This is a genomic window from Bacillus swezeyi, from assembly GCF_030908325.1.
Lineage (GTDB): Bacteria > Bacillota > Bacilli > Bacillales > Bacillaceae > Bacillus > Bacillus swezeyi.
Genome location: NZ_CP133085.1, coordinates 2693185 through 2709299 on the forward strand (window position 1 = coordinate 2693185; position 16115 = coordinate 2709299).

A 16115-nucleotide genomic window follows, 5' to 3' on the forward strand; every position below is an offset into this window, starting at 1 on the left:
TTGAACTTACATTGGCTTATATTGGCGGTTTATCCGATTTAACCGATTTTCGCTACTGCTGATTTGACAAATCGCAAAAAGTCGGATTTCACTTTTTCGGTTACTTCCATGACTTCATCATGTGACAGCGGCTGATCCAAGATCCCGGCTGCCGCATTTGAAATGCAGGAGATGCCGAGCACCCGAAGCCCTGAATGCCTTGCGACAATCACTTCAGGAACGGTTGACATTCCGACGGCGTCAGTACCGATCGTTCTGAGAAAACGGACCTCTGCCGGTGTTTCATATGACGGACCGGAAACCGCTGTATACACGCCTTCTTGCACGCTGATGTTCAATTCTTCGGCCGTTTGTTTCGCCAGATGACGAAGTTCTTTATCATAAGCGGACGACATGTCTGGAAATCTGACGCCAAGCGCTGAATCATTCGGACCGATCAGCGGGTTTGTTCCCATATAGTTGATGTGATCTGAGATGACCATCAAGTCGCCGGGACGGAAAGACTCATTCACGCCCCCTGCAGCATTCGTGACGATTAAAGTCGAGACGCCAAGCTCTTTCATCACCCTGACAGGGAATGTAACCTTATCGAGCGAATAGCCTTCATAAAAATGAAAACGGCCTTGCATCGCAATGACTTGAACATTTTCAAGTCTGCCGATGACAAGCTGCCCGGCGTGGCCTTCGACAGTAGAGACCGGAAAGTCGGGGATATCTTCGTATTTAATGTGAACGGCTTCTTGAATTTCTTCAGCGAGCACACCGAGGCCTGACCCCAAAATCAAGCCGACTGCCGGTTTGTGTTCTGTCTTGCTTTTGACATATTGAGCGGCATTTGCAATCATCTGTTTCACGTCGTTTCCTCCTATTTAAGCAGGGATAAAAAGCTTTTTCCGTAATTCGGCATTTTCGTTTTAAAATTGTCGGCGATCGTCGCTCCGATATCCGCAAATGTATCAGCGAGCGGAAGTTCTGCCGCGTTTTCATGTTTTTTGCTGTAAACGAGGAGCGGAACATATTCCCTTGTATGATCCGTTCCGTGGTGAATAGGATCATTTCCATGATCGGCGGTGATGATGAGCAAATCATCCTCCCGCATTTTTTCAAATACCTCCGGAAGCCTTGCATCGAATTCTTCAAGCGCTTTCCCGTACCCTTCAGGATCGCGGCGGTGTCCGAACAGCGCGTCAAAATCAACGAGGTTCACAAAGCTGATGCCTGTAAAGTCCTGGTCAAGCGTTTGAATCAGTTTGTCCATCCCATCCATGTTCGATGTTGTTCTGAGCGATTCGGTAATTCCTTCGCCGTCGTAGATATCGGAGATTTTTCCGATGGCTATGACATCTAAGCTGTCATCTTTCAGTTCATTCATCACGGTTCTGTCAAACGGTTTTAGCGCGTAGTCATGCCGGTTCGGCGTCCGTTTAAATTCGCCCGGCTTTCCGACAAACGGCCGTGCAATGACGCGTCCGACCATATATTTTTCATCAAGGGTGAGCTCGCGCGCGATTTCACAGATCTTGTAGAGTTCTTCAAGAGGCACCACTTCTTCATGTGCAGCAATCTGCAAAACGGAGTCGGCTGACGTGTAGACGATAAGCGCACCGGTTTCCATATGTTCTGCTCCAAGTTCATCCAATATCGCTGTACCTGAAGCAGGCTTGTTTCCAATCACTTTTCTTCCTGATCTCTTTTCAAGCTCATTGATCAATTCGTCTGGAAAACCTTCGGGGAATACCCGGAATGGTTTGTCTATGTAAAGCCCCATGATTTCCCAATGGCCGGTCATCGTATCTTTTCCATTTGAGGCTTCTTTCATTTTGCCATAATAGGCAAGCGGCTGGTCTGTCTCTTGCACTCCTTTGATTTCACGGATGTTGCTGAGCCCGAGCTTCGCCATGTTCGGCAGGCTGATGCCCCCCATATGTTCGGCAATGTGGCCCAATGTATCCGCGCCTTTGTCATTAAACTTTTCAGCGTCGGGCGCTTCGCCGATACCGACAGAATCCATAACGATTAAAAACACGCGGTTGTAATGATATGCAGGCATTTGATGGCCTCCTTTTTTTCTTTCATATGATTGATCTTTAGGCTGTCACATTTGGCATAAAAAAACCAAAATACCGCTATTAGCCAAGTATAAACCGTTTACACAACGGTTGACAATACGAACGGAAATAGTGAGAAACTTCCCGCAATTTAAGCATGTCACATCTCTTTGCCGGCAAATGAAAAACCGCGCTTTGGCTTCGCGCGGCCTATGCCCGGGGATGATACTGCTTATAGACGTCTTTCAGCCTCGTTTTCGTCACATGTGTATAGATTTGCGTCGTCGAAATGTCGGCATGGCCGAGCATTTCCTGAACGGCCCGGAGATCGGCTCCGTTTTCCAAAAGATGCGTCGCAAATGAGTGCCTTAATGTATGGGGAGTCAGCTCTTTTTTGATCCCCGCTTCCAAGGCGATTTTCTTTAAGTTTTTCCAAAATCCCTGACGGCTGATCTGTCTGCCGTGGTGATTCAGAAACAGAGCGTCCTCTGTGTTTTTCTTAAGCAGCTTGGCCCTCGCCTTTGAGAGATATTCTCCGACCGCATGGGATGCCGCTTCGCCAAGCGGGACGATTCGCTCTTTTCTTCCCTTTCCGAAGCAGCGGATAAACCCCATGGACAAGTGGACGTCAGACAGCTTCAATTCGATCATCTCGCTGACGCGAATCCCCGTCGCATACAATAATTCCAGCATCGCTTTATCCCGGTAGCCGAACGGACTGGTCAGCTTCGGGGTGTCCAGAAGGGTTTCCACCTCCTGCAATGACAAAACTTTCGGAAGCGTCCGCTCCGTTTTTTGTGATTCAATATGGACGGACGGATCTTGAGCCGTCACTTTTTCTCTCAGCAGAAACTGGTGAAAGGCGCGGATGGAAGCAAGATGTCTGGCGATTGTTTTTCCGGATTTTCCGGCGTCTTTCAAATGCTTTAAAAACTGGATGATGTGCAGCCTCGTCACTTGATTGAGAGAATCCAGACCTTCTGTTTTCTCTAAATAGGCGGCATAGCTGTTCAAATCCCGTTCATAGCTCACAACCGTGTTATGGGACAGCCCCCGTTCAACAACGGCATAGTGGATAAAATCTTTAATATGAACTTTCACGCTATCCTACTCCCCGTTCAAATAAAAAAAGATTAACCGGTCAAACCAGCTGCCCTGTTCGTCCCCTTCCATCGAGGCGACCTTAAGGGCGGCTCCTTCAGGTTTATCATACCGATGATAGTCTTCATACTCAGAATTTATCCATATCATAGCATAATAAAACAAGACGGTAAAACCGGTAAACAGCACAAACACCTTGATCATATCGCCAGCCGTTTTCAGCATTTTCATCACTGTTTTCACCGTCCCTTCTTTTGATTCAATTACTAAAACTTATGCCAAATGAGACAAGTTTTATACGTGTGAATCAAAAAAGAACCCGCTCAAGCAATGAAAGGGTTCTCTCTAATCCGGTCTATTCCGCTTCTTTTTCCTGGCAGTTATGGCAGATGCCATGAAATGTCAGCCTGTGGTCTTTTATTTTAAATTTCCAATCCTTTTCAATGATATCTTCAACATCTTCAAGCAAGTCTTCTTCAATTTCAACGACTGATCCGCATTCCATGCACACTAAATGGTGATGGAAATGGGCAGCTCCTTCTTTGCGGAGGTCATATCTTGACACACCGTCGCCAAAGTTGATTTTATCCACTACTTTTAGTTCAGTTAACAATTCAAGAGTCCGATATACCGTTGCAAGACCAATCTCAGGAGATTTCTCTTTTACGAGGAGGTATACATCTTCTGCGCTTAAATGGTCTTCCTCATTCTCAAGCAGCACCCTTACAGTAGCCTCGCGCTGAGGGGTGAGTTTATAGCTGGAAGAATGCAATTGTTTTTTAATTCGATCAATACGGTTTTCCATTGGCTTTCCCTCCTACGCCGCATTACCTAGCTTATTATAACAAAACGAGCGCAGAGAGCCAACTATAATCATTATAAATTGATAAACAAAATGAATATCTTTTAATAATCATTTTAAATTAATGCTGTTTCGGCAATATATAATCTGTCAGTTTTTCCATAAACAGCGGTGAAAGATAAGCTTCTATGAAAGAGGATGCAAGAGCCATTGCGAGAATCAGGACGAGTACGAACGCATACCTTCCGAACCATTGTATCGGCGCTTCCGACAGGCTGCGTTTGACAAAGAGCTGGCGGATGAGCCTTAGTGAAAAAGCAATTGCACATGTGCCCATGATCAGGTAAGCCGGGATCAACAGGACATTCTGCGGGAGCACGGATACAAAAGACAGAAGAAAACCGTTGATTCCCATTTGATTGACTAAAAAACCGACTGTAAATCCGACGACGATCCCTTTTAAAAAGACCATGATAAAAATGACGGGCAGCCCGATGATCGAGATGCCGAGAATCCACATTAAACCTAAATATTTCATATTATGAAGAAAGCTCTGCCCAAACATTTCCTTTGAGCCTGCCGCTTTCCCCTCTGATAGCTGTCCAAAAAATCGGTTTAAATAATAAAATAAATCTTCTTTTTGGCTGATCGTCATACTGTTGACGATCACCGCGCCGAAAATCACACCCATTAAAAATAACACAGAAACAAATAAATAGATCGACAGATGGTCTTTCATATGCTGAAATATCAGTTCTTTCATTGTGGGCTTCCGCATGTACCTTCCTCCCAGGCGTGCTTTTGATTTTAATAGATTGTATGAGAGAAAAGAGAGCGGCATGACTTTTTTTAAAAAAAGGAAGGCGCCCGTAAAAAGCGCCTCCCTAACAGCTTCATGACTCTCTATTTTCCAAAGACTGTTCCTTGTCTATATTCGCCGTCTTATTGGCAGCCATCACAAACGGAAGATAGATTACCGTGGAAATGGCGAGACAGAGAAACCCGACAGCAAGCGCGATCCAGTTCCCTCCTGTGCCGAGAAACGGAATCAGCGGACCTGGAGTCGTCCACGGAACGGCATAGGCGATCGGCGGAATGATCTGAAATTTGATAAACAAATACCCGACGACCGTATTCACTGCCGGCACGATGATAAAGGGGATCATAAAGATGGGGTTCAACACGACCGGCAGCCCGAAAATGACGGGTTCATTAATATTAAATATGCCCGGACCGATCGAGAGCTTGCCGATGTCTTTATAATCGCGGCGCTTTGAAGCGATAAAGATCGCAATCAAGAGCCCAAGCGTCATACCTGAGCCCCCGTAATTCGCAAATGCGTCATTGAGGGCCCACGTTTCCGGGAAAGGAGCATTCCAGGCAGACCCCGTCTTCGCCACAAAAGCGAGATTTTCAAGGTTGGCTTCAGCAAAAATCGTCTCTCTGATGGCGGCTATCGTATTAGGGCCATGAATGCCGAACAGCCATAAAAAATTGGCGACGATGCCGAGAAAGACAACCGTAAAAATATTTGTCCCCATATCTCTTAAAGGCGCTTGCAAAACGGTATAAATCAGTTCATGAAGTCCATTTTTCGTCAAGGACATCAGCGCAAAGCTCAAAATGGCAAAGCCGATGGTGATGAAGATAATCGGGAACAGAACTTTAAACGTCCGGGCAACTGCTGGCGGCACCTGCGGTGGCATATGAATCTGCAGACGCTTCGCGTTTGAGAGCCTGCTGAACACTTCACCGACAATGATGCCGATGATTAAAGCGACAAACAGCCCTTGAGCCCCGAGCCATTTCATCGCTAAAAAGCTCTCGTTTTCGATCAGGCGATACGGCGAATAAATAATGAAGTAGCAGGAGACAGCCGTCAAACCTGCCAAAAGTTCGTCGGCTTTCATTGAGATGGCTAAATTGCGCGCAACAAGAAACACGACAAATATGGACATAATCTCAAGCGATCCCCGCAACACAGGAGTGAAGACCGCCTGATAATCGGCCAAATTCAGAAACAGTTTGTCAAGGAATAAGATGTTAGCGATAAACCCGTCCGGCGATAGGATGGCAAAGTTTAACAAGATGATGATAGATCCTGCCATAATAATCGGAAATGATAAAATAAAAGCATCTCTAATCGCACATATGTGCCGCTGTGAATTCAGCTTTGCCGCAACCGGAACTAAAAACCTCTCAACGGTCCGTTCAAATTTCTCCATGAATCCGCTCAAAACTGACCTCCCCCTTTTATTTTATAAGCTGCAAAGCTGTCTCCAGCACGGCTTCGCCGTTCATTGTTCCGTAGCTGCGCATATCGATCACTTCAACCGGAATGTCTCCCGCGATTGATTCAACCTGGGATTTTTGATACCTGACTTGCGGACCTAACAGAATGACATCCGCTTCAGAGGCGACACTTCCCGCTTCAGAAACAGGCAATGCGATGATTTCGACATCTTCCTTCATCACCTCTGCATGTTTTTTCATTCTGCTGACAAGCAGACTCGTCGACATACCTGCGGCACAAACCAATACTATTTTTTTCAATTTTCAAGTCCCTCCTCATGTTTTTAGCTGCCGGCTACCCACTTCAGAAAACGCTTTCATTATATTTCAGGAAAGCGTCATCCCGGTCTTTTATCCTATGAAGGAAATAGACAACTGTTTCATAAAAAGCTAATATTTTTGTTTCGGCTTTTTCACTGACCCTTCTGTCTTAGCCAGCCTCCATAAACGCCGAAAAAAATTGTTTAGTTTGTCTGAAAGTTATCATTGCTGGGAGCTGACATGAAAGGAGAAAATATACTCAGCAACAAAGATTTAATGCCTTTAGCGCCTAAGGAGCGCACCTGGCAAGCGAGCAATTTTGCATCGATTCGGACAGGTCACATCCATAATACCCCAGACTGTACAAAGGTAGGCGGGTTCATTCCGATCGGGCTCTCGCCATGGCAGATATTAGGCATTATCGCCGCCGCTTCACTCGTGCTCTGCATCACCCTTGCGCTAAAATGGCGATGTTTAGGCGAAATACGGCGTTCCTTTTCCCGGATTGATCAGATCTTCTTTCGCCATTTACGGGGCTAATATCCCGGCGTTTCTTCACGGTTTTGCCGCTGTCATGCGGTTTGGTTTGGCATTCAAACTTTTGCGGGAAGTACGGCGGATGAACATCCTGCTTTTAAATGTGTGGAGCGGCTTGAAAGACATAGGCGGGGAATTGGAACCTGTTTAGCCTTCATTTATCAGGCCTTTTATCATTTATTTTCTTTTGGGCACCTCCTCGTCCTTCACCCCGGCATGGAGCCGACTCGAAAACTTGAAGTCTGGGCTGGTCCCCTTGTTTATCTCGTCTTGGCGGCATGGTCTGGCGGGCGCTCGATATCGCAGGAGGCATCGGCCCGATTAATTCACATCCGGGAATTTTATCAGATGGAAATGGACAGCGAATCGAATGTTGATCGCTGTTCGTTATTTTTTCTATATAGATGGATGATGCGGAAGTTAAAGTATATGATAGACTCCTATTGGTGCCGCTTTTTTTGAATGAATATCACTATGAATGGAGTATACCCTGATAATGAAAAAACGCTTTTATGTAAAAGGAATGAGCTTCACTGTCAGACCCGCCCTTGAACAAGATGCAAAAGAATTGTCTGCTTTAAGATTGCAAATTGATGGCGAGACAGAACATTTAGATAGAGAAAAGGGAGAAGCTTTTATAGATGCAAAAGGTTTTGAAGAGCTGATTAAAAAAGACCGTGAACATCAAAGAAGCTTCTTTTTAGTAGCGGCTGTTCACGACCGGATTGTCGGATTTTCAAGATGTGAAGGCAATGAGTTAAAACGCACCTCTCATAAAATAGAGTTTGGCGTATGCGTATTAAAAGATGTTTGGGGATACAGCATTGGAAGAAACCTTTTAAAAGAATCTATTTTTTGGGCTGATTCCACCGGAATAAAAAAAATGACGCTGTGTGTTTTAGAAACAAATGAGAGAGCGATCAAACTGTATCAACAGCAAGGCTTTGAAATAGAAGGCATCTTAAAAAAAGACAAGCTCCTTTCTGACGGCAAGTACTATAACACGATTGTGATGGGAAGATGTCATGAATGAAGTCATATGATGATAGCCAAAATACCCGGAGGGAATCCGTATGAATCCGATACTGTTGGATTTTCCGGACAGCTTTAAAACCGAGCGTCTTTTTCTCCGCGGGCAGACGACGGAGCGGCCGTGATGATGCCATTCGAACATCTTTGCCTGTGCTTAAATCCTGGATGCTATTTGCCAGAGAGCTTCCAACGGCGGAAGAAACTGAAATCAACGCCAGACAGGCGCAGGCTGATTTTATTTTGCGGAAAGACCTGAGGATGCGTATCTTCCATAAAGAAACAGGGGAATGGATCGGGTGCACCGGCCTTCTCCGGATGAAATGGGAAGCGAAACGGTTTCAAATCGGCTATTGGTGCCATTTCGAATTTGCGGGACAGGGATATATGACAGAAGCGCTGCAAGGGCTTATTGATTTCGCCAGACGACATCTCAATACAAAACGGCTTGAAATATGCTGTGACAGCCTGAATCTGAAAAGCAGAAAAATGGCTGAGCGCCTCGGTTTTCAGCTCGAAGCGGTTTTACGGAATACAGGGATACTTGTATATACGCAGCCATTTTTTAGCCTGCCCGCACTTAACAGATGAAGGAGTGAATCTATTTTTTTATGGTTTTCGCCAATAGACTGAATAAGGGTCGATCGGAACAAGTACAGACTCATCAAGGTGATGTTCTTTAAGGAAATCAAGCACAGCCGCGCGGCATCCCTTTAGCGTGAAATCATCAATAATGACAAAACCGCCCTTTGATACTTTATCATATAAGTTTGAGAGGCTATCCATTGTTGATTCATACATATCGCCGTCAAGCCGTAAAATGGCGAGTTGATCAATAGGAGCGTCAGGCAGCGTGTCCTTAAACCAACCCTTCAAAAATTGAACGTTCTCATCGAGCAAATCGTACTTTTTAAAGTTATTTTGCACTTCCTCAAGTGACACTTTCAGAAAATCAACCTTATAGTGGCGGTCTCCTATGTCCTGAGGATATTTTTCGATGTTTGGCGCCGGCAGACCGTCGAATGAATCGGCCGCCCATACTGTGCGGTCATCGACTTCATGTACTTTCAAGAAGCCTTTCATAAAGATACAAGCACCGCCCCGCCATACACCTGTTTCAATAAAGTCTCCCGCGATGTTTTCTTTTAAAACCGTTTCCATACACATTTGCAAATTGTCCATGCGCACACGACCGATCATACTGTGTGCAATTGGCGGCTTATCTATTCCCGCTCTGCGGGACTCGGGATCAGGAATCACATAGCGGACGATTCTTAAATTGTTTAATCCGATTTGTTTTTGCAGTGACTCCGGGACCGGTGCAGAAATTGGGAAATATCTTTCATGCTCCTGCCAAATTTCAAACAGGATCGCTTTCTTTAATAACTCCAAATACATTTGCTTAGCCTGTTCCATATCATTAAAAGCCTCCTGTGCTCAACATTTTCTTTAGCATCTTATGAGCGATACGAATGACAGGTTCTGGTTATTCAATCCAAAAACCCCCTTTTATTCCAAAGGGGGTTTCTTATTTCAGTTTTCCGTTCAAGGAGTCTTGACCATGTCAACATGTGGAATGCCGTCTTCCAAATAGACTTCTGATACTTCCTTAAATCCGAATAAACCGTAAAAAGAGCGCAGATAGTCCTGGGCGCTGATCTTGACCGCCGTCTCTCCCCATTCGCTTTCCAAAAAGCCGAGCGCTTTTTCAAGAAGCGTCTTTGCCCAGCCCTTGCCTCTGTCCTGTTTGCGGACGATCACCCGGCCGATTGACGCCTCCTTACCAACCACACCGCTTGAAAACAGCCTGCAATACGCCGAGATTTCTCCTTCTTGATCTAAAAATAAATGATGCGCCTTTTCATCCATATCATCAAGCTCTTGATATGGACAGTTTTGTTCGACGATAAAGACGTCTATTCTCAGCTTTATGATTCGATATAGCTCTTCTTTAGATAATTCCTCATACGATTTCAGTTTCCACTCCATCCCTTTTCTTCAGCCCCTTTTACTTCTGTACTTTTCCGTAGGTCCCGCCTCCTCCGGCTTTTAATTGCATGTCTCCTTTTCTCGCCTTGATAAGGAGCTCTGCCGTTTGCGGCCGAAGCATGCCAAGAAGGTCGTCTTCCTTCACATGATGAAGAATGTTCATCTCAGTTCCAAATGCCTGCTTCAGCTTCTGAATCGTTTTCGGTCCGATGCCCGGTATCAGCTGAAGCGGCACCTGGTGGACGTATGGCGGCCGTTGGACAGGGCTTATGTCTTGATCGTAGAGCTCTTTTAAACGGGTGCTGACCCCTTTTGTAAATTTTGAGCTGCCGCACGTTTTGCATGTCGTGTCCTCATTTTCTTTCAGACGGCCGCATTTTTCACAAGCGGTCTGATAATACTTGCCCAGCAGCGGATTCATCCCATAATTGGCGGAAATGCCGCGGCCAGCTTCGCCTTTTAAAGCGAGCGAGAATTCTTTAAAGCTCGCATGCTTGAGCAGCAGTTGATTATATTCCCTGCCGATTTTCCCAAGAGAATGGGCGTCCGAATTGGTCAGAAAAGCGTAAGGATTCAGTTCTGCCACATGTGACGCCATATCCGTGTCACTGCTCAGCCCAAGTTCGACCGCGTCAATCATCGGCTCGTCAAACACCTCTTTCAAGGAAAACTTGACGCCTTTTCCATACAGGCTTTTATGCGGGGTGAAAATGTGGGCGGGAATAAATAGCCCTCCGAGTTCTTTGACTTTCTGCTGAAGCCGGATCCCCGTCTCATAGATGCGCTGTGAGCTGAGATGTATATTTGTCACTCTTTCGGAAAGCCATGCAGAGAATCGCTTCATTTTGTCGATCGTCGGCATAAATGCCAAGACGTGAATCGGACCCCGGCACCTGTCATCATAAATTTCCAATTCGGCCCCGCACAGCAGAACGGTTTCTTTATATTTGATTCCGCCGTCCTCAAGCTCTGTATAACGGCCTGTTGAGATCCCTTTTTCAATTTCGGCCAGCACCTCGGGCGAATGGCAGTCAATAATGCCGATCAGCCCCATCCCTTTGTGTTCGCTTGCTTCAATTAAAATCTCATCAAGCATCAATGTTTTCGCCGCCGTTATTTTAACAGGCCTTCCTGATTCGGTTTGCCCGATATGGATGTGCATGTCTGCGAATATTTCTTTCATTTCTTTGCTTGCATAGCTCTCTGCAGCTCCAGATACTGAATGGCATAAGCCGTCTTCGCATCATAAATATCCTGGCTTTCCATCAGCTTCAGTGCATCGGCAAGCGGCACCTCCATTACTTCTACAAATTCGTCCTCATCAAGTTCGCGCTTTTCATCAAGAGGGGTCAGCTGCTCCGCCAAATACAGATGCACCAATTCGTCGGCAAACCCCGGAGATGTATAAAAAGCGGTGATTTTTTTAAGCTCAGCCGCCGTATATCCAGTTTCTTCTTCAAGCTCCCGCAATGCAGTATATTCAGGCTTCTCCCCTTTTTCAAGCTTGCCTGCCGGAATTTCAACAATTGTCCGCTCAAGCGCCTTTCTATACTGTTTGACCAAGATGATGTTTTCGTCATCAGTCAGCGCCAGCACCGCCACAGCGCCGGGATGTTTCACAATTTCCCGCTTGCTTGTTTTACCGTTCGGGAGTTCGACATCTTCAAGGTAAAGATCAATTACCTTTCCTGAAAAGAGCTTTTCTTTTGATATGGTTTTCTCCTCTAAATGCTTCAGTTTGATCATCTCCTAAGTTCTGTTGCTGCTGTTTATCCCATACATTTTATCATACACCATGAGAGGGGGATGTCGCCATGAAGGTCTACCGTTTGCGAGACAGAATCGTGATATCGGGAAAGGCTTGGGAAATCCGCGCCAAGCTGAAGGAATACGGCCGAACATATCAATATGTGAAAGATTGGATTTCATATGAATGAAAATAAGAGCCTGCTGCTGCAAACATCCTCTCGCTTTTTCCTCAACTGTAGAAATAGCTTTGCGTTGACAAAAAATCGGACCATATCGGAATAATACTCGCGAGTAACATTACTATCGAGTATTATTTTTCAGGGGGCGATTCACTTTGGCCCGCAAAGGAAAGCCGAAAGCGATTGTTTGAAGCTGCCGCAAACGAGTTTGCGATTCGGGGATTTCACGACACCAAGGTCAGTACAATTATGAAAAGAGCAGGGCTGACACAGCCGTCCTTTTATCTTTATTTTTCAAGCAAGGATGCCATCTTCGAGGAATTGATAGCTGATTTTCACACTCATTTAAGAGAGCTGATCACATCATTCCGCTTAGAAAATGGCGACAAACGAAAAGATGTTTCAAAACGGGTATTGGCAACTGTGGAAACCGTCTTTCAGTTTCTGGCTGCGAATCCGGATTTAACCCGCATCGGTTTTTTTCTCAATCCAGAAGCTAAACAAATGAAAAGAGATGTTACGCTGGCGTTGAAGGAGAACTTAGAAGCAGAGCAGCGGTTGGGCTATTTTCGTTCCGAACTGGAAATGGAAACCGTTGCTGAATGTCTGATCGGCATGATCATACACCTTACAGATCTATACTTATTGCCCGGAATAAAAGATCCGGCCAATCTCTCAGCAGAAGTCGTTGACCTGTTGATCCATGGAATGCTGCCGAATCAGAGTATTCCCGGACAAGCCTCAGAAACGGAGTGAGATCAGATGATATCTATTTTCATGAAAGTGAGTTTGGCAGCTTTTATGTTGGCAGGAGGCGTTATAAAGGTTTTACACGTTCCATTTCAAGTAGAACACTGGCGTCATTATGACTATCCATTGTGGTTTCTTTCTGTTACAGGATGTCTCGAAATCGTTGGGGCGCTTGGCATGACAGCGGGAATTTGGAACCGGTATTTCGCTGTTGGATCAGGGGTATTGTTCTGTATTCTCATGATAGGAGCGATTCATGCCCACATGTTTCGAGCCGGCCAATCACTTTTTATGGCCGTCCCTGCTGCTTTCTGTTTCATATGCTCTATCGCCATCACGATGTGGGAGTTAATAAACTTCTAACGTATAAAGAAACAATCTTTTGGCCGGTCTTTGTTTCACAGCAAATGTCAAAGTGCCGATGAGTTGAAAACTTCGCTTCTTTGTATTACGTTCAATATACATAGAAGGAGGAGTGAGGATATGAATAAACGGACGCTTGGACAATCAGATTTAAAAGTGAGCGAAGTCGGCCTCGGCTGTATGTCTCTCGGCACGGAAAAACAGCACGCATTATCGATTGTGGATGAAGCGCTGGAGCTTGGCATCAATTATTTGGATACTGCCGACCTGTACGATTTTGGAACGAATGAAGAAATTGTCGGGGAAGCGATCAAATCGAGGCGCCATGAGATCATCCTCGCCACAAAAGCGGGAAACCGCTGGGAGGAAGGAAAGCCGGGCTGGTTTTGGGACCCTTCAAAAGCGTACATAAAGGAAGCTGTCAAGCGCAGCTTAAAGCGCCTGCAGACGGACTATATCGATCTTTACCAGCTTCACGGCGGAACGATCGAAGACAATATCGATGAAACGGTTGAAGCTTTTGAAGAATTAAAACAAGAAGGTGTCATCCGCTATTACGGAATTTCTTCGATTCGCCCGAATGTCATTAAAGAATATGCCAAAAAATCAAACATCATCACGGTGATGATGCAATACAGTCTCTTGGACCGCCGTCCCGAGGAATGGCTTTCCTCCCTTGAAGAGCGCGGGATCAGCGTGATTGCAAGGGGACCGCTCGCAAAAGGCCTTCTCACGGAAAGACCCGTCTCACAGGCGAACGCCAATATAAAGAAAAACGGCTATTTATCTTATTCTTATGACGAGCTCGTCAAGACAAAAGCGGATATCGAGAAAACGGCGCCTGATCTGACAGCAACCGAAACCGCGATGAAATACATCCTTTCCCAGCCGGCTGTCGGTGCAGTCATCCCTGGGGCGAGCAAAGTCTCTCAGCTTCGGGAAAATATCAAGTCAGTCAGCGGCCGCCGGCTGACAGAACAGGAAATCAAAGCGCTGCGTTTTTATACGAAACGCGATGTGTACACCGCCCATCGCGGCTAGGACAAAGGAAAGCACCGTCTCATTGAAACGGTGCTTTGTCATTTATATTGTCGCCAGTCGAGTCCGCTTTCATTAAGCAGTTCTTCAAAGCTTTTGTTTTTTTCCTTTTCTTTTCTCTGTTTGATGAAGCGCTCTTTCTCTCGCTCTTTTCTTTTTTCGTCTTCTTCCTTTAAGTCGCTTTTCATTTGCTGAAGCTTATGTTTCAAATCTTCGGCGAGCGCATCTTTCAACAGCTGTTTGTCCTCGTTTTTTGATTTTTTCCTTCCCACGGCACGGCCTCCGTTCTCCCTGTTTGTGATGATAGTTTATCAGGAATCGCCGGGTTCAGGCAAACCGAAGGCATGAAAGCTTTTTACGTGTTTTAAACTTTTTATGTGCTAAGATAGACTACAGAAGCTTTAGAGAAAGGAAGAAAACGAAGGATGTTCATTTGGCTTAGTGTGCTTGGAGCGGTATTGCTGTTTCTCTTTGCACTCGGAATCTTTTTTACGAATCAAATCATGTATATTAAACAGCGGACAAACCAATTCATTATTGAACGGGAAACGGCGGAAGGCCATTATGCGCAAGAGGCGTTTGAGGCTCTTCCAAAAGAAGAGATCTGCCTGCATTCTCCTTACGGATACGATATTAAAGGGTATTATGTTCACCCGCATCAGACGAAAAATACCATCATCATCTGCCACGGGGTCACAATGAATTTGCTGAATTCGATCAAATATATGAATCTATTTCTGGAGCTGGGCTGGAATGCCGTCATCTATGACCACCGAAGACACGGGATGAGCGGCGGAAAAACGACAAGCTATGGCTATTATGAAAAACATGACCTGAAAACCGTTGCGGACTGGCTGAGAGAAAAAAACGGAAAAGATGCGCTCATCGGCATTCACGGCGAATCAATGGGTGCCGTGACAACGCTCCTCTATGCGGGCATGCCGGGCGAAGACGCAGATTTTTATGTAGCTGACTGTCCGTTCGCCACATTTGAAGAACAGCTGATTTACCGCCTGAAAGAGGATTTCCGTCTTCCCGGAACATTGATTCTGCCGCTTGCTAATCTCTTTTTGAAATGGCGGGACGGCTACCGGATTCGCGATGTCTCTCCTCTGTCTGTCATCACCCGGATCAAGAAACCGGTGCTGTTCATCCACAGCAAATATGACGACTATATTCCGGCTGATTCCAGTGAAATGCTCTACGAGAAAAAGACCGGAAAGAAAAAACTGTATATCGCTGAAAAAGGGGCGCACGCAATGAGCTATACGCATAACCGGGAAGGGTATAAAAAAACGGTGCGGGACTTTCTTCAGGATATCACAGACCAGCATAAAGAAAGCGAACGGGGATAAGCCTCGTTCGCTTTTTTGATTACAGAACATCCGTAATATCGCTCATATTCTCGCCGATCCAGGCAATCGCCTTCTCAATCGTATCAAATTCCTTTGTTTCAAAGGTCATTTCATCCTGAAGAAGCCAAACATCCTTTTTGACGGATTCTGTTCCTCCGATAGACCAATGGAGAAGGCTGTATGGATGATTTTGATTTAAAAACGATACCCATGTTTTGTTTTGAGCGGTTTGTTTTAAAGATTTCACCTTTTGATTCAAAAAGAACGCCACCCTATTTTACTAAAATACTCATTCTGGGAGAAAGCATCTGGGCCGGGCTTTTCAGCATCAGCGCACCCGCTTTCTCATGATAGTCAATGGTCATCACTTCATCAAAAAAGACTTTTTGCGATGACTGGATATACATTGGAATCCCGTTTGTCTTAAGCGGTTCGCAATTCCCCGACAATTCGTCGGTCAGCCAAATGACAGGAACTCCGCTGACCGCGCACCCGCAACCCTCGGAATCATAGCGAAGCTGGATTTTTTTATCAGGATAAGCCTCTTTCGCTTGTTCAATGGCTTGTCTCGCTTGTTCGGTTATTTCAAGCTGCATGATATCATATCCTTCTTTTGTTTAGT

24 protein-coding genes are annotated in these 16115 nt (G+C 45.5%); 9 read left to right on the forward strand and 15 right to left on the reverse strand.

Annotation, left to right across the window (positions count from 1 at the left end):
* Window positions 1–38: 38 nt before the first annotated feature.
* The 8 genes from RBH91_RS13345 to RBH91_RS13380 all read right to left on the reverse strand — a co-directional run bounded on the left by RBH91_RS13345 (window position 39) and on the right by RBH91_RS13380 (window position 6504).
* Window positions 39–845, reverse strand: coding sequence for a purine-nucleoside phosphorylase (locus tag RBH91_RS13345; RefSeq protein WP_307894740.1), 807 nt, complete (start codon window positions 843–845; stop codon window positions 39–41).
* A gap of 20 nt (window positions 846–865) precedes the next feature.
* Window positions 866–2050: a phosphopentomutase gene (gene deoB, locus RBH91_RS13350; RefSeq protein WP_076758640.1), complete on the reverse strand. Its 1185-nt coding sequence runs from the start codon at window positions 2048–2050 to the stop codon at window positions 866–868.
* Window positions 2051–2258: 208 nt separating this feature from the next.
* Window positions 2259–3149: a site-specific tyrosine recombinase XerD gene (gene xerD, locus RBH91_RS13355; RefSeq protein WP_307891898.1), complete on the reverse strand. Its 891-nt coding sequence runs from the start codon at window positions 3147–3149 to the stop codon at window positions 2259–2261.
* Window positions 3150–3155: 6 nt separating this feature from the next.
* Window positions 3156–3383, reverse strand: coding sequence for a YqzK family protein (locus RBH91_RS13360; protein WP_223831562.1), 228 nt, complete (start codon window positions 3381–3383; stop codon window positions 3156–3158).
* A gap of 121 nt (window positions 3384–3504) precedes the next feature.
* Window positions 3505–3954, reverse strand: a complete 450-nt coding sequence (gene fur, locus RBH91_RS13365; RefSeq protein WP_076758635.1) for a ferric iron uptake transcriptional regulator — start codon at window positions 3952–3954, stop codon at window positions 3505–3507.
* A gap of 118 nt (window positions 3955–4072) precedes the next feature.
* The gene (gene spoIIM / locus RBH91_RS13370) at window positions 4073–4729 is read right to left on the reverse strand and encodes a stage II sporulation protein M (RefSeq protein ID WP_076758631.1); all 657 of its coding nucleotides are present in this window, start codon (window positions 4727–4729) and stop codon (window positions 4073–4075) included.
* 115 nt (window positions 4730–4844) lie between these two features.
* Window positions 4845–6176: a PTS sugar transporter subunit IIC gene (locus tag RBH91_RS13375; RefSeq protein WP_307894741.1), complete on the reverse strand. Its 1332-nt coding sequence runs from the start codon at window positions 6174–6176 to the stop codon at window positions 4845–4847.
* 28 nt (window positions 6177–6204) lie between these two features.
* On the reverse strand, window positions 6205–6504 hold the full coding sequence (locus RBH91_RS13380) for a PTS sugar transporter subunit IIB (RefSeq protein ID WP_076758628.1): 300 nt from the start codon (window positions 6502–6504) through the stop codon (window positions 6205–6207).
* A 276-nt stretch (window positions 6505–6780) separates the two neighbouring features.
* Between RBH91_RS13380 and RBH91_RS22710 the strand changes: the two genes are divergently transcribed.
* The 4 genes from RBH91_RS22710 to RBH91_RS13395 all read left to right on the forward strand — a co-directional run bounded on the left by RBH91_RS22710 (window position 6781) and on the right by RBH91_RS13395 (window position 8661).
* Window positions 6781–7044, forward strand: a complete 264-nt coding sequence (locus RBH91_RS22710; protein ID WP_404802515.1) for a cytosine permease — start codon at window positions 6781–6783, stop codon at window positions 7042–7044.
* On the forward strand, window positions 7010–7192 hold the full coding sequence (locus RBH91_RS22715; protein WP_404802443.1) for a hypothetical protein: 183 nt from the start codon (window positions 7010–7012) through the stop codon (window positions 7190–7192). The genes RBH91_RS22710 and RBH91_RS22715 overlap by 35 nt, the downstream gene beginning before the upstream one ends.
* Before the next feature lie 345 nt (window positions 7193–7537).
* Window positions 7538–8074 (forward strand): GNAT family N-acetyltransferase, encoded by a 537-nt coding sequence (locus RBH91_RS13390; RefSeq protein ID WP_404802444.1) that lies wholly within the window; start codon window positions 7538–7540, stop codon window positions 8072–8074.
* 149 nt (window positions 8075–8223) lie between these two features.
* Entirely contained in the window at window positions 8224–8661 is a 438-nt protein-coding gene (locus RBH91_RS13395) for a GNAT family N-acetyltransferase (protein WP_307891900.1), read from the forward strand.
* Window positions 8662–8679: 18 nt separating this feature from the next.
* Here RBH91_RS13395 and RBH91_RS13400 read toward each other — a convergent pair whose 3' ends face one another.
* The 4 genes from RBH91_RS13400 to RBH91_RS13415 form a co-directional block, all read right to left on the reverse strand.
* Window positions 8680–9486 carry a TylF/MycF family methyltransferase gene (locus RBH91_RS13400; RefSeq protein WP_307891901.1) on the reverse strand — a complete coding sequence of 269 codons (807 nt, stop codon included), beginning with the start codon at window positions 9484–9486 and terminating at the stop codon, window positions 8680–8682.
* Between the two features lie 129 nt (window positions 9487–9615).
* On the reverse strand, window positions 9616–10059 hold the full coding sequence (locus RBH91_RS13405) for a GNAT family N-acetyltransferase (protein WP_307891903.1): 444 nt from the start codon (window positions 10057–10059) through the stop codon (window positions 9616–9618).
* Window positions 10060–10078: 19 nt separating this feature from the next.
* Window positions 10079–11242 (reverse strand): TIGR00375 family protein, encoded by a 1164-nt coding sequence (locus RBH91_RS13410; RefSeq protein ID WP_307891904.1) that lies wholly within the window; start codon window positions 11240–11242, stop codon window positions 10079–10081.
* Window positions 11239–11796: an NUDIX domain-containing protein gene (locus tag RBH91_RS13415; protein WP_307894743.1), complete on the reverse strand. Its 558-nt coding sequence runs from the start codon at window positions 11794–11796 to the stop codon at window positions 11239–11241. Before RBH91_RS13415 ends, RBH91_RS13410 begins: the two co-directional genes overlap by 4 nt.
* A 77-nt stretch (window positions 11797–11873) precedes the next feature.
* Here RBH91_RS13415 and mciZ point away from each other — a divergent pair, with 77 nt between their 5' ends.
* From mciZ to RBH91_RS13435, 4 genes are all read left to right on the forward strand, one after another.
* On the forward strand, window positions 11874–11996 hold the full coding sequence (gene mciZ / locus RBH91_RS13420; RefSeq protein WP_076758611.1) for a Z-ring formation inhibitor MciZ: 123 nt from the start codon (window positions 11874–11876) through the stop codon (window positions 11994–11996).
* A gap of 114 nt (window positions 11997–12110) precedes the next feature.
* Window positions 12111–12743, forward strand: a complete 633-nt coding sequence (locus tag RBH91_RS13425; protein ID WP_307894744.1) for a TetR/AcrR family transcriptional regulator — start codon at window positions 12111–12113, stop codon at window positions 12741–12743.
* Window positions 12744–12749: 6 nt separating this feature from the next.
* Window positions 12750–13100, forward strand: coding sequence for a DoxX family protein (locus RBH91_RS13430; RefSeq protein ID WP_307891905.1), 351 nt, complete (start codon window positions 12750–12752; stop codon window positions 13098–13100).
* A 120-nt stretch (window positions 13101–13220) separates the two neighbouring features.
* Window positions 13221–14141, forward strand: a complete 921-nt coding sequence (locus RBH91_RS13435) for an aldo/keto reductase (RefSeq protein WP_076758603.1) — start codon at window positions 13221–13223, stop codon at window positions 14139–14141.
* A gap of 38 nt (window positions 14142–14179) precedes the next feature.
* Here the strand turns inward: RBH91_RS13435 and RBH91_RS13440 are convergent, their stop codons facing one another.
* Window positions 14180–14410 (reverse strand): YqkE family protein, encoded by a 231-nt coding sequence (locus RBH91_RS13440; RefSeq protein ID WP_076758600.1) that lies wholly within the window; start codon window positions 14408–14410, stop codon window positions 14180–14182.
* Between the two features lie 153 nt (window positions 14411–14563).
* Between RBH91_RS13440 and RBH91_RS13445 the strand changes: the two genes are divergently transcribed.
* Window positions 14564–15493: an alpha/beta hydrolase gene (locus RBH91_RS13445; RefSeq protein ID WP_307891906.1), complete on the forward strand. Its 930-nt coding sequence runs from the start codon at window positions 14564–14566 to the stop codon at window positions 15491–15493.
* Between the two features lie 19 nt (window positions 15494–15512).
* On the opposite strand, the gene RBH91_RS13450 is transcribed toward RBH91_RS13445, so the two are convergent.
* Together RBH91_RS13450 and RBH91_RS13455 are read right to left on the reverse strand one after the other, a co-directional pair.
* The gene (locus RBH91_RS13450; RefSeq protein ID WP_076758596.1) at window positions 15513–15752 is read right to left on the reverse strand and encodes a YqkC family protein; all 240 of its coding nucleotides are present in this window, start codon (window positions 15750–15752) and stop codon (window positions 15513–15515) included.
* A 13-nt stretch (window positions 15753–15765) separates the two neighbouring features.
* Window positions 15766–16089 carry an iron-sulfur cluster biosynthesis family protein gene (locus tag RBH91_RS13455; RefSeq protein ID WP_307891907.1) on the reverse strand — a complete coding sequence of 108 codons (324 nt, stop codon included), beginning with the start codon at window positions 16087–16089 and terminating at the stop codon, window positions 15766–15768.
* Window positions 16090–16115 lie beyond the last annotated feature (26 nt).

Excerpts from the sequence above, each read along its gene's own strand:
- RBH91_RS13345 (WP_307894740.1), bottom strand. The coding sequence starts at position 845 with ATGATTGCAAATGCCGCTCAATATGTCAAAAGCAAGACAGAACACAAA.
- RBH91_RS13430 (WP_307891905.1), top strand. The coding sequence starts at position 12,750 with ATGATATCTATTTTCATGAAAGTGAGTTTGGCAGCTTTTATGTTGGCA.
- mciZ (WP_076758611.1), top strand. The coding sequence starts at position 11,874 with ATGAAGGTCTACCGTTTGCGAGACAGAATCGTGATATCGGGAAAGGCT.
- RBH91_RS13455 (WP_307891907.1), bottom strand. The coding sequence starts at position 16,089 with ATGCAGCTTGAAATAACCGAACAAGCGAGACAAGCCATTGAACAAGCG.
- spoIIM (WP_076758631.1), bottom strand. The coding sequence starts at position 4,729 with ATGCGGAAGCCCACAATGAAAGAACTGATATTTCAGCATATGAAAGAC.
- RBH91_RS13435 (WP_076758603.1), top strand. The coding sequence starts at position 13,221 with ATGAATAAACGGACGCTTGGACAATCAGATTTAAAAGTGAGCGAAGTC.
- RBH91_RS13375 (WP_307894741.1), bottom strand. The coding sequence starts at position 6,176 with ATGGAGAAATTTGAACGGACCGTTGAGAGGTTTTTAGTTCCGGTTGCG.
- RBH91_RS22710 (WP_404802515.1), top strand. The coding sequence starts at position 6,781 with ATGCCTTTAGCGCCTAAGGAGCGCACCTGGCAAGCGAGCAATTTTGCA.
- RBH91_RS13445 (WP_307891906.1), top strand. The coding sequence starts at position 14,564 with ATGTTCATTTGGCTTAGTGTGCTTGGAGCGGTATTGCTGTTTCTCTTT.
- RBH91_RS13405 (WP_307891903.1), bottom strand. The coding sequence starts at position 10,059 with ATGGAGTGGAAACTGAAATCGTATGAGGAATTATCTAAAGAAGAGCTA.
- RBH91_RS13400 (WP_307891901.1), bottom strand. The coding sequence starts at position 9,486 with ATGGAACAGGCTAAGCAAATGTATTTGGAGTTATTAAAGAAAGCGATC.
- RBH91_RS13390 (WP_404802444.1), top strand. The coding sequence starts at position 7,538 with ATGAAAAAACGCTTTTATGTAAAAGGAATGAGCTTCACTGTCAGACCC.
- deoB (WP_076758640.1), bottom strand. The coding sequence starts at position 2,050 with ATGCCTGCATATCATTACAACCGCGTGTTTTTAATCGTTATGGATTCT.
- fur (WP_076758635.1), bottom strand. The coding sequence starts at position 3,954 with ATGGAAAACCGTATTGATCGAATTAAAAAACAATTGCATTCTTCCAGC.
- RBH91_RS13410 (WP_307891904.1), bottom strand. The coding sequence starts at position 11,242 with ATGAAAGAAATATTCGCAGACATGCACATCCATATCGGGCAAACCGAA.